The sequence below is a fragment of the Bradyrhizobium sp. genome, assembly GCF_030693485.1.
In the GTDB taxonomy this organism is placed as follows: domain Bacteria; phylum Pseudomonadota; class Alphaproteobacteria; order Rhizobiales; family Xanthobacteraceae; genus Bradyrhizobium.
Genome location: NZ_JAUYAN010000285.1, coordinates 1 through 11,359 on the forward strand (window position 1 = coordinate 1; position 11,359 = coordinate 11,359).

Sequence of the window (11,359 nt, forward strand, 5' to 3'; positions counted from 1 at the left end):
CCGTCAAGCCATTGCGCAGGGAATGTCGGATGTTCTCCGCTGCCCTGTATGCTCGTGTGCAGCCTTTTTCGTACGACTTCGCACACGAGACCGCGGGTGCAGCGCGCATCCGGCATTCCCTGCTCCCTCGTTCTTGAGGGAGAACGACAGGCAAACCTCGGGCAAATCGTGCCGCGAGAACGCGGACGTGTATCTAGGTGGTCGAATGAATCGCAACTCCCACCACGTCATTGCGAGGAGCACTTGCGACGAAGCAATCCATCTCACCGACCGGCACCGCTGCGAAATGGATGGCTTCGCGGAGCCTGTCATCGGGCGCGCATTCGCGCGACCCGGTGGCTCGCAATGACGTTGTTAGACCGTGATGCTACCCGATCCTGACGACCATCTTCCCCAGCGCCGCGCGGTTCTGCATGGTCTTGAACGCATCGCGAAAATCATCGAATGCGAACACCTGGCCGACCACCGACGCGAGTTTCTTTTCCGTGAGCCAGGCGAACAATTGCGCCATCACGCGCCGATGCGCCTCCGGCTCGCGGCGGGGAATCTGGGCGAGGTCGACGCCGAGCAGCGCGCCGCCTTTCAACAGCGGCAGATTGAACGGCAGCGCGGGAATGCTGCCGGCGGCAAAGCCGACCACCAGATGACGCCCGTTCCAGGCGATCGAACGGAAGGCCTGCACCGAGACCTCGCCGCCCACGGGATCGAAGATTACGTCGGCGCCATGACCATCGGTCAGTGCCTTGAGCCTGTCGCGCCAGCCGGTCTCCGTGTAATCCACCGTCGCGTCGGCGCCGTAACGAATGGCAAAATTGCGTTTCTCCTCGGTCGAAGCCGCGGCAATGACGCGGGCGCCCAGCAGCTTGCCGAGTTGAACTGCGGCGATTCCGACGCCGCCGGCAGCACCCAGCACCAGGAGATATTCGCCCGCGCGCAGCGCGGCGCGCTCGCTCAGCGCATAGAGCGAGGTGAGGTAGTTGGCGCGGAACGAGGCCGCTATCTCGGGTGCGATGCCCGCAGGCATCGCCTCGAGCGCGGCCGCCGGCACCGTGATGTATTCCGCCAGTCCGCCCGATCGCGCCATGCCCATGACCGGCGTACCCGGCGCAAATCCCGTGACATCGGCTGCCGCCGTATCGACGATGCCGGCGAACTCCGTTCCGGGCGTGAAGGGCAGCGGATCCCTGGTTTGATACAGGCCTTGTACCTTCAGGCCATCGACGAAGCCGACGCTTGCAGCCTGTATCCTGACGCGGACCTGACCGGCCGATACATCCGGCATGGCAACTTCCTTCAGCCTGACGTTGTCGATGGAATCGTAGTTCTCGACGACAACGGCTCTCATGTGTTGCCTCCGGATTGCGGCGGCTTGGCCCAGTTTTGATACATCGCCAGCAGCGAGACGATGTCCTGGCCGCGAAATCCCTCGGCCAGCGCCAGCGCGTAGAGTTCGCGGGTCGCGGAAGCCGACGGTGTCGGCATCCGCGTCGTCCGTCCGAGTTCGACCGCGAGCGCCAGATCCTTCTCGCCCAGCTCCAGCTTGAATCCGGGCGAGAAATCGCCCTTGAGCGCATTCGGAAAACGCTTGGTGAAGTGATGCGAACGGCCGCCGCTCACCGACAAGACGTCGTAGAGCTTGTCCGGCTCGACGCCGGCGGCGACCCCGAGCGCGAACGCTTCGGCCGCCACCAGCACGTTGCCCATCGACATCATGTTGTTGACGATCTTGACCACCTTCGCCGTTCCGACACCGCCGGTATATTTCCAGTCGGTGCCGAGCAGTTTCAGGATCGGTTCGGCACGGGTCACGTCGGCCATCTCGCCGCCGGCGATCAGGATCAGCTTGCCGCTGCGCGCCTCGTTGGGGCTGCCGCTGACCGGGCAATCCACCACCGCCAGCCCGCGCGCAGTGGCGGCCTCGGCGACCTGCCGCATCGTCTGGGGGTCGATGGTGCTGAGTTCGATGCACAGCGTACCCCTGGCGGCGTGGGCGACGATCCCGTCGGCGCCGAGCCAGGCCGCCGTCACGGCCTTCGGATCGGGCAGGCTGGTCAGCACCAGTGTTCGCCCGGCGAGCGCTTCGGCAATACTGGACGCCATCTGAAAGCCGTCCCTGGCCAGGCGGGCGCGCTGATCGGCGCTGACGTCATAACCGACGACGTCGAGACCGGACTCCTTGAGGCGTCCCGCCATCCCCGATCCCATCTGTCCCATCCCGATGACCGCGACCTGCTCCGACATGCATGGCTCCCTGGATTTTCATTGTTGGCTGGCCGTGTTGAGCTATCACCGGCGCCGGCCAGTCAATCCCCCGTCGACGCAGGCCGCCATGGTGGAAACGACGCCTCGGGACGGTTGCGGATATGGAGACAAAATGCGTGGGAAAATCGTTCGCCGCGGCGTGCGGCATCGGCTGATGCAATCAGCCCGTCACGCATGGCGTTGGAGGAAATCTCGGCGGGCAGCCTCCGGCGGGGATGCGGAAATTCAACATCCGTCCTGCTGTCGGGCACGCTACCTGCTCGCCGCAGCGAATGTCAACGAACCCGGTCGGTGTGCACTGCATCACGGGTTGTTGCGGTATTGCCAGGATTGCCGGCCGCGCTGAAGTCGCCACGCAGGATCTGGCGCCAGAGAAGAATCTCCGGTTCGACATCGGCGCGGCGGTATTGCCGGTCGCTTACGTGTTGCCGTCGCAGTTCGCGGCAGCGCCAATTCTAGTCGGTGCGTGCGTTCATTTGTTGCGATCGGCTACATCAAGCTGCGCTGCGGCGCGTCTTTGCCTTGGGTTTCTCCGGCGCCTTCGTGGCCGGGCTGGTTCGGGCGCCGGGACCGGGATGGATATGAACCTCCTTGGCCGAAAGCGGCTCCCCGCATTCGGAGCACACCATGACCGGATCGAAGTTCTTGCCGCATTTGCGATGTTCATGCAGCAACGGCCGCCCGCGTGTATCGACCATGTGCGTGTCACCCCAATGCACGATGGCCATCATGATTGGATAGAGATCCAGTCCCTTCTGGGTGAGAATATATTCATGGCGTTTGGGCGAGTCCTGATAGGGAATGCGGCGCAGCACGCCTTGCCGGACCAGTTTCTTCAGCCGCTCCGCGAGCAAATGCCGTGTGATCCCGAGCGCGGACTGAAATCCTTCGAAGCGGCGTGTGCGCAGGAAGCATTCGCGCAGGATAAGAAGGGTCCAGCGGTCGCCGATCACGCCGATGGTGCGGGCCATCGAGCACGGCTCTTCTTCAAGGGCATCCCATCGCATGTCCTGCTCCCCAGTCCATCCGGCACCCCTGGGTCGATCGAGTCGTTCAGGGAAGCTTTCTTACCATTCTAGATAGGTACTCATCTCCAAACAATCCCCATCAGCCGAAGCTAAACCAGCATAGATCTGCAGCAACTTAACAGTTCGATTTTAGAACTATGAGGACAAGCGGCAACTCGATCAGCACCCGATCACGTCCCATCATCAATGTTCCGGATTACTTTCCACCGAAAGTATTGGTCCCCACGAATTCTTGCACGCCGAGGTGGTGCGGTCTTGTTGTATCGCCTATCCCGAATCAAGGCATTCCCGGCGGCCGGGACCGGACCGACCGGCACTTCCGACTACGAAAAAAAGAAAAACGCAGCCAATCTGTCAGCTTTCCGGTACAGCATTTGCGCAAGTTGAATGTCATGTTGTACCGGTGGCGTCCGACGATTTCCGCCCCAAATAACGGCGTGGCAGAAAAGGCGCTTGCCAATCTAGGATTACTTTCATTGGACGACCTAAGTACTGGTAATTACTGGCGCTTTTCCGTTGCGCCCATGATGGACTGGACTGACCGCCACTGCCGCGTGTTTCACCGGCTAATGACCCGGCGTGCCAGGCTTTACACGGAAATGCTAACGACGGGCGCCATCATTCATGGCGATCGCGCCCGGCTGCTCGGGTTCGATGCCAGCGAGCATCCGGTGGCGTTGCAGCTCGGCGGCTCGGACCCGCGCGATCTCGCCACGGCTGCGAAAATCGGCGAGGATTTTGGCTACGACGAGATCAATCTGAATGTCGGCTGTCCGTCGGACCGGGTGAAGGACGGCCGCTTCGGCGCCTGCCTGATGGCGGAGCCGGCGCTGGTCGCCGAGGGCGTCCACGCCATGAAGCGCGCGGTCGGCATTCCCGTCACCGTCAAGTGCCGGCTCGGCATCGACGATCAGGATCCGGAAATCGCGCTCGATACGCTGGCGCGCAGCGTCGTCGCCGCCGGCACCGATGCGCTGATCGTGCATGCCCGCAAGGCCTGGCTCAATGGTTTGTCGCCGAAGGAAAACCGCGACATCCCGCCGCTCGATTACGACAGGGTGTACCGGCTGAAGGCGTCAATGCCGGATCTGCCGATCGTCATCAATGGCGGCATCGCCGATCTCGCCGCGGCCAAGACGCATCTGGCGCATGTCGACGGTGTGATGCTGGGGCGGGCGGCCTATCACGATCCGTGGCGGTTGCTTTCGGCCGATCCCGAACTGTTCGGCGAGCCCGCACCATACCATGCGATGAAGGACGTGTTCGAGGCGATGGTGCCCTATATCGAGGAGCAACTCGCGCAGGGCACGCGGCTGCATTCGATGACGCGGCATTTCGTCGGCGCGTTTTTCGGCGTGCCCGGCGCCCGTGCGTTCCGCCGTCACCTCGCCGAGAACGGCGTCAAGCCGGGGGCCGGCGTCAATGTGCTGCGCGATGCAATTGCGCTAGTTGATGGCCGCGCGGTCGCGTCGATTGCGGCCTGAGACATCCGGATAGCCATGCAGCTTCAGCTGGTCGGCCTGAACGCCCCAGCTTTCCAGCCGGTCCAGGAAACTCATGCCGAGCAGGTTGGTCTTCATCTGCCCGCGCGGCACCACCAGCGCCGGCACGGACCGTTCGACCAGCTTGCCGACGGCGAGCCGGTCCAGCGTCAGCCGCGCCGCCTTGGTATGGCCGCCGGCGGTTTCGACGTCGACATTGTATTCGAGCATTTCAAGCGGCAGTCCGATCGCCTTCGCGGTCTCCCAGGTCAGCACCACCGACGTCGCGCCGGTGTCGATCACCATCGGCGCGCTGACGCCGTTGATCTTGGCGTGCAGGGCGAATTCGCCGCCCTGACGGCGCGGGATCTGGACGGCGTGCGCGGGGGATGCAGTCCGGTTGCGCAGCATATCGGACAGGCTGTCGGTGGCGCGGGCCACCTGCTCGGGATCCCGATAGGCGATCACGGCCGTGGCCGTCACCGCCAGCATGATGAGAACCAGGATAAAGCGGCTCACAGCGCGCCTCCCGTGCCAGCCGACGTGCTCGTCAGTCGGACTTCGGGCCGGCCGCCAGCTCCGGCTGTGCGAGACCCGCGTCGGCCATGCGCCCGGCAAGCTGCGACATCACCGCCTGCCGCTCGGCCGTGTCTATCCGGTGCCAGCGCGCGATCTCCGGCAGGGTACGCCCGCAGCCCAAACAAAGGCTGGTTCCGGGATCCACGATACAGACTGCAATGCACGGCGTTTCTTTGCTCATTCAGGAATAGTGATGCGGTTTTCGCGATTTGCGCAAGCATTCCGGTCACAGCCCGGTGCCGGCGCTCATGATGGGCTTGTTGCGGATCCGCCGCTTGTCTTCGGCGGTCACGGTGGTTTCGGGCTGTAGCGGCGGCGCTTCCTCGGCCATCGGCGCCAGCGCGGACATCACGCGCTCCGGCGGGAAGGTGACGATGACTTCGGTACCGATGCGAAGCTTCGATTTCAGCGTGAACGTGCCGCCGTGCATGTCGATCAGGCTTTTGGCGATCGGCAGGCCGAGGCCGGCGCCCTGTTCGGCCGACTTGATCGAATTGGAGCCCTGGCCGAACGACGCCAGCACGATCGGGATTTCATCCTCGGCGATCCCGGAGCCGGTATCCTTGACGCTGAGATATTGCCCGCCGGATGCGGTCCATCCGACCTTCAGCCAGATCTCGCCGCCCTGCGGCGTGAACTTGATCGAATTCGACAACAGGTTGAGCACGATCTGGCGGGTGGCGCGCTCGTCGCCCCAGATTCGCGGCATACCCTGCTCGAACACCTCGTGAATCGTGATGCCGCGGCTGGAGGCGCGCAATTTCAGCAGATGGTGGCAGTCGGCCACCACATGCACCAGGGATACAGCTTCTTCGTTGAGCTCGTAGCGGCCGGCCTCGATCCGCGACAGATCGAGAATCTCGTTGATCAGGTTCAGCAAGTGGACGCCGGAATTGTGGATGTCGGAAGAATATTCCTTGTAGACCGGGACGGCATGCGCGCCGAAAATCTCGCTCTTCATCACCTCGGAAAATCCAAGGATCGCGTTCAGCGGCGTCCGCAGTTCGTGGCTCATTTGCGCGAGAAACCGCGACTTCGCGACGTTGGCGGATTCGGCGCGATGCCGCGCCTCGTCGGAGATCGCCTTGGCCTGCTCGAGTTCCCCAATCAGCGCATCCTTTTCGGCGCGCGCCTCCAGCGTCGCCAGCGTCGTCGAATGCAGGCGATGGGCGAGCAGCGCGAAATATCCTTCCGCGGCGAGCGCCAGCAGCGCCAGCAAATAATTGTCGAAGGTGCCGCCCAGCACGAAGTTGATGGCGATTGCCGCCGTCACCGGCGCGGTGGCCACCAGGGCGGCGATCGGCAGGCTGGCTGCGAGCATGCTGGAGACCGCAATCACCAGCAGCATCAGGAACATCAACAGCGTGTTCGAAACCACGCCCTGGGTCGTCGGGTGCAGCAGGATGGCCGTCCAGCACAGGCCGTACAACAGGTCGAGCAGCACGAACCGCGTCCGCCATTTTTGCGTGGCGGTGAGGGAGGCCTGCTCGCCGAGGAATTTGCGGCAATTGCGGATGATGACGGCCTGGATGCAGAACATGCCGCAGGTCCAGGCGGCGGCCGAAATCGGCTCCATCCAGAAACCGAACAACAGGCCGGTCGCCACCACCAGCAGCATCACGACGTAGGACGCCGAGATTCGGGTCTGGGCATATTGCCGAAGCAATTCGCGATCGAAAGCAGGGCGGGTTCCGCTGGTCGACGTTAACCTGTCACGGGCCTCGCGCACCCGTTGCGCGGCAACGCGACGGTTAATGACCGGCGCGGCGGCAGGGGCTTCGGCCGGAAGCTGAACGACTTCGGGCTTTTCTGCGGGTTTACTCATCAAACAACACAAATCCTGCCCGCCGGACACGCGGGCTTTTGCATTGTCTATCTCTGGCGCTAAATCCTTAAGAGCTGACTTAAAGCGGTAAAGAATCAGGTTAACCGGAAGTTAAGTTAACCTCTTCCGCGCCTCATCGTCATGGCAGGTCAAGTCCGCCATGACGAAGAAACGACCGTCCTGATTTTATCAGCGCTGCAACCTTGCCAGCAGGCTCGACGTATCCCAGCGCTTGCCGCCCATCTTCTCGACTTCCGAATAGAATTCGTTGACCAGCGCGGTGACCGGAAGGCTGGCGCCGTTGCGTCGCGATTCCGCGAGGCAGATCATCAGATCCTTGCGCATCCACTCCACCGCGAAACCGAAATCGAACTTGCCGTCGTTCATGGTCTTGTAGCGGTTCTCCATCTGCCAGGACTGCGCGGCGCCCTTCGAGATGGTTTCGATCACCGCCTGGACGTCGAGCCCGGCCTTCTTGGCAAAATGGATGCCTTCCGAAAGGCCCTCGACCAGGCCGGCGATGCAGATCTGGTTGACCATCTTGGTCAGTTGTCCGGAGCCCGCGGGACCGAGCAGCTTGCACATCCGCGCATAGGCCGCGATCACGGGCTCGGCGCCGGCATAGGCGTCGGCGGCGCCGCCGCACATCACCGTCAGCACGCCGTTTTCCGCGCCGGCCTGTCCGCCGGACACCGGGGCGTCGATGAACTTGAAACCGGCCTTGGTGGCGGCGGCGTCGAGTTCGCGCGCGACTTCGGCCGATGCGGTGGTGTGATCGACGAAGGTCGCGCCTTTCTTCATGCCGGCAAAGGCGCCATCGGCACCGGCCGCGACGGCACGCAGGTCATTGTCGTTGCCGACGCAGCACATCACGAAGTCCTGGCCCTCGGCGGCGGCTTTCGGCGTTGCCGCGGTCTTGCCGCCGAATTTTTCGGCCCATGCCTTGGATTTGGCCGGCGTCCGGTTGAAGACCGTCACCTCGTGGCCGCCCTTGGCGACCAGATGTCCTGCCATGGGGAAACCCATGACGCCGAGACCGAGAAAAGCGACTTTAGCCATGTGTGCAACCTTGGGGTTTTGCCGGCATTGGTTGTGCCGGACCGTGTTCTGGGGAAGCGGGGGGAGGCCGGTTCGCCCTGGAACAGACCCCCTTGGGATGAGGAACGGCACAATAAACCCTGCAGCATGGAGGGCAACCGCCTCCGCTTGGTGCGTGAGCCTGATTTTGTGCTAGGAAAGACGCTGCAAACAAGGGCCTTCCAGACAAGGCCTCAAAAAACGGGAGTGTATCGCATGGGCATGAGCGTGGGCGTGCTTGACCATTTCAACATCCGGACCCGGAAACTCGCCGACACGGTCCGGTTCTACGAGGACATTCTGGGCCTGGAAAAGGGCGCCCGGCCGGACTTCGCCTTCCCCGGCGCATGGATGTACAGCGAGGGCAAGGCGGTGGTGCACCTGGTCGATATTTCGAAGACCGAGGAGCCGCAAAAGCCCGATTCCGGCGTGGTCCATCACGTCGCCTTCATCAGCCGGGGCTTTGCCGACATGCAGAAGCGTCTGGAAGGCAAAGGGTTCAAATACGAAGCCCGCCAGGTTCCGGGCGGCGATCTCTGGCAGATCTTCGTCGATGACCCCAACGGCGTCATGATCGAGCTGAATTATGAGGCCGCCAAGGAAGGCGGCGTCGCAGCCGCCCCCGCCGAGACCCGGGAAGATATCGGGGCGAGGTAGCCTTTTGAGCCGGACCGCTCTATGGGTCGCATCCAAAGCCAATCAGGAGATGCGCCGTGAGCGTGACGCAGCAACAGGTTCTCGATGTGCTGGGCAAGGTGAAGTCGCCTGATGGCGTCGCCTTGACCCATGCCAATGTGCTGTCGGCGGTCACCGTGAACGACGGCAAGGTGTTCTTCTCGATCAATGTCGACGCCGCGCAAGCCCGCGCCTGGGAAAGCGTCCGCGCTGCGACCGAGGCCGCAGTTCGCGCTATTCCGGGCGTCACCAACGCCATGATTGCGCTGACCGCGGAACGCAAACCGGGCTCGCCGGCGGCAGCGCCGCCGGCGCCTCATCGCCATTCGCACGGCGTGCAGCCGGTCTCGGCGCATCGCCCGCCGCAGAGTCCTGTTTCGCCAATGTCGAAGCAGTCGGAGATACCGGGCATTGCCGCCGTCATCGCGGTAGCCTCCGGCAAGGGCGGTGTCGGCAAATCGACCACGGCGCTCAATCTGGCTTTGGGCCTGCGCGATCTCGGTTTGCGGGTCGGTCTGCTCGATGCCGATATCTATGGGCCGTCGGTGCCGCGGCTGACCGGCATTCGCGAGAAGCCGCAGCTGGACGACAACAGGAAGATGATTCCGATCCAGCGCTTCGGCCTTGCCATCATGTCGATCGGTTTTCTGGTCGAGGAAGAGACCGCGATGATCTGGCGCGGGCCGATGGTGATGTCGGCGATCACCCAGATGCTGCGCGACGTCGCCTGGGGAACCCTCGATATTCTGGTGGTCGATATGCCGCCCGGCACCGGCGACGCCCAGCTCACGCTGGCGCAGAATGTGCCGCTGCGGGGCGCGGTCATCATCTCGACGCCGCAGGATCTTTCGCTGATCGATGCGCGGCGGGGGCTGGCAATGTTCAAGAAGGTCAACGTGCCGGTACTCGGCATTGTCGAGAACATGAGCTATTTCCAGTGTCCCGAATGCGGAACGCGATCCGATATTTTCGGGCATGGTGGCGCGCGGCTGGAGGCGGAACGGCTCGGCGTGCCGTTCCTCGGCGAAATCCCGCTGCACATGTCGATTCGCGCCACCTCGGATTCGGGAACTCCGGTGGTCGACAGCGAGCCGGACGGACCGCATGCGGCGATCTATCGCGCGATCGGGGCCAAGGTCCGCGACCAGCTGCAGGGCGTTATCGCCGCCGCCTGAGGCTGTTTTTCAAGGAAACATGCGACTTTCGTTTATTCAGTGCTGTCATGCCGCTGTCGTGTATTCCGAACGCAAATTTTCGTGTTAAAGCGCCCCCGCCAGAGCGCTTTCGGCGGACGCAGATACCGCTTCGCCGAATTTACCGCTCCAGGAAATCTGGGAAAAAAAGCCCCAAAAAGGAGATGCCTGAATGAAGCGTCGTGATTTTTTGAAAGTTTCCGCGGCGGGTGCCGCCGCCACAGCCATTGCCTCGCCGGCGATCGCGCAATCCTCGCCTGAGATCAAGTGGCGCATGACCTCAAGCTTCCCGAAGTCGCTCGATACGATCTACGGCGGCGCTGACTATTTCGTGAAGCAGGTTGCGGAAATGACCGACAACAAATTTCAGATTCAGCTGTTCGCGGCGGGCGAGATCGTCCCGGGCCTGCAGGCGCTCGACGCAACCTCCAACAACACCGTCGAGATGAGCCATACGGTGGCGTATTATTATGTCGGCAAGGATCCGACCTTTGCGATCTTCGCTTCCGTTCCGTTCGGCCTCAATGCGCGCCAGCAGAACTCCTGGCTCTCGCAGGGCGGCGGCAACGAACTCGCCAACGAGCTCTTCAAGAAGCATAACGTGGTCGGTTTCCCCTGCGGCAATACCGGCACCCAGATGGGCGGCTGGTTCCGCAAGGAGATCAAGACCGTCGCAGACCTCTCCGGCCTGAAGATGCGGATCGGTGGCATTGCCGGCCAGGTGCTGCAGAAGGTCGGCGTCGTGCCGCAGCAGATTGCGGGCGGCGATATCTATCCCGCACTCGAAAAGGGAACCATCGACGCCGCCGAATGGGTTGGGCCGTATGACGACGAGAAGCTCGGATTTCAGAAGGTCGCCAAGTACTACTACTATCCCGGCTTCTGGGAAGGCGGTCCGACCGTTCATGCCTTCTGCAATATCGAGAAGTGGAACTCGCTGCCCAAGAGCTACCAGGCGGTGATCGCCAATGCGACCGCGAACGCCAACAGCTGGATGGCGGCGCGTTACGACATGCAGAACCCTGCGGCATTGAAGCGGCTGGTCGCCAGCGGCACCCAGCTTCGCCCGTTTACCAACGAGGTGCTGGATGCCTGCCTGAAAGCAACCAACGAATTGTGGGCCGAACTGTCCGGAAAGAATGCCGACTTCAAGAAGGCGATCGATGCGATGCAGGCCTACCGGTCCGATCAGTATCTGTGGTGGCAGGTTGCTGAATATACCTATGACAGCTTCATGAT

12 protein-coding genes are annotated in these 11,359 nt (G+C 62.7%); 4 read left to right on the forward strand and 8 right to left on the reverse strand.

All coding sequences use genetic code 11. The annotated features are described in order from the left end of the window. Positions 1 to 367 precede the first annotated feature (367 nt). The 3 genes from Q8N40_RS20765 to Q8N40_RS20775 all read right to left on the reverse strand — a co-directional run bounded on the left by Q8N40_RS20765 (position 368) and on the right by Q8N40_RS20775 (position 3,269). Positions 368 to 1,345 (reverse strand): NADPH:quinone oxidoreductase family protein, encoded by a 978-nt coding sequence (locus Q8N40_RS20765; RefSeq protein ID WP_305713126.1) that lies wholly within the window; start codon positions 1,343 to 1,345, stop codon positions 368 to 370. Continuing rightward, positions 1,342 to 2,241, reverse strand: a complete 900-nt coding sequence (locus tag Q8N40_RS20770; RefSeq protein ID WP_305713127.1) for an NAD(P)-dependent oxidoreductase — start codon at positions 2,239 to 2,241, stop codon at positions 1,342 to 1,344. The genes Q8N40_RS20765 and Q8N40_RS20770 overlap by 4 nt, the downstream gene beginning before the upstream one ends. 515 nt (positions 2,242 to 2,756) lie before the next feature. After that, positions 2,757 to 3,269: a helix-turn-helix domain-containing protein gene (locus Q8N40_RS20775; RefSeq protein ID WP_305322329.1), complete on the reverse strand. Its 513-nt coding sequence runs from the start codon at positions 3,267 to 3,269 to the stop codon at positions 2,757 to 2,759. A 545-nt stretch (positions 3,270 to 3,814) separates the two neighbouring features. On the opposite strand from Q8N40_RS20775, the gene dusA reads away from it, so the two are divergent. Continuing rightward, complete coding sequence (dusA, locus tag Q8N40_RS20780; RefSeq protein WP_305713128.1) at positions 3,815 to 4,774, forward strand: tRNA dihydrouridine(20/20a) synthase DusA; 960 nt, start codon at positions 3,815 to 3,817, stop codon at positions 4,772 to 4,774. Here dusA and Q8N40_RS20785 read toward each other — a convergent pair. The 4 genes from Q8N40_RS20785 to Q8N40_RS20800 all read right to left on the reverse strand — a co-directional run bounded on the left by Q8N40_RS20785 (position 4,736) and on the right by Q8N40_RS20800 (position 8,234). Beyond that, positions 4,736 to 5,290 carry a TIGR02281 family clan AA aspartic protease gene (locus Q8N40_RS20785; RefSeq protein ID WP_305322331.1) on the reverse strand — a complete coding sequence of 185 codons (555 nt, stop codon included), beginning with the start codon at positions 5,288 to 5,290 and terminating at the stop codon, positions 4,736 to 4,738. The genes dusA and Q8N40_RS20785 overlap by 39 nt on opposite strands. Before the next feature lie 31 nt (positions 5,291 to 5,321). Beyond that, entirely contained in the window at positions 5,322 to 5,531 is a 210-nt protein-coding gene (locus tag Q8N40_RS20790) for a DUF1289 domain-containing protein (RefSeq protein WP_305713129.1), read from the reverse strand. 45 nt (positions 5,532 to 5,576) lie between these two features. After that, positions 5,577 to 7,175 (reverse strand): HAMP domain-containing sensor histidine kinase, encoded by a 1,599-nt coding sequence (locus Q8N40_RS20795; protein WP_305322333.1) that lies wholly within the window; start codon positions 7,173 to 7,175, stop codon positions 5,577 to 5,579. 189 nt (positions 7,176 to 7,364) lie between these two features. Next, entirely contained in the window at positions 7,365 to 8,234 is an 870-nt protein-coding gene (locus Q8N40_RS20800; RefSeq protein WP_305713130.1) for an NAD(P)-dependent oxidoreductase, read from the reverse strand. A gap of 234 nt (positions 8,235 to 8,468) precedes the next feature. On the opposite strand from Q8N40_RS20800, the gene Q8N40_RS20805 reads away from it, so the two are divergent. Next, positions 8,469 to 8,909: a VOC family protein gene (locus Q8N40_RS20805; protein WP_305322288.1), complete on the forward strand. Its 441-nt coding sequence runs from the start codon at positions 8,469 to 8,471 to the stop codon at positions 8,907 to 8,909. Positions 8,910 to 8,965: 56 nt separating this feature from the next. Next, positions 8,966 to 10,102: an Mrp/NBP35 family ATP-binding protein gene (locus Q8N40_RS20810; protein ID WP_305713131.1), complete on the forward strand. Its 1,137-nt coding sequence runs from the start codon at positions 8,966 to 8,968 to the stop codon at positions 10,100 to 10,102. Between the two features lie 84 nt (positions 10,103 to 10,186). Here the strand turns inward: Q8N40_RS20810 and Q8N40_RS20815 are convergent, their stop codons facing one another. Continuing rightward, the gene (locus Q8N40_RS20815; RefSeq protein ID WP_305713133.1) at positions 10,187 to 10,396 is read right to left on the reverse strand and encodes a hypothetical protein; all 210 of its coding nucleotides are present in this window, start codon (positions 10,394 to 10,396) and stop codon (positions 10,187 to 10,189) included. Between Q8N40_RS20815 and Q8N40_RS20820 the strand changes: the two genes are divergently transcribed. Then, the coding region (locus Q8N40_RS20820) for a TRAP transporter substrate-binding protein (protein ID WP_305713132.1) at positions 10,293 to 11,359 on the forward strand (1,067 nt) is incomplete at its 3' end. The two genes, Q8N40_RS20815 and Q8N40_RS20820, sit on opposite strands and share 104 nt — an antisense overlap.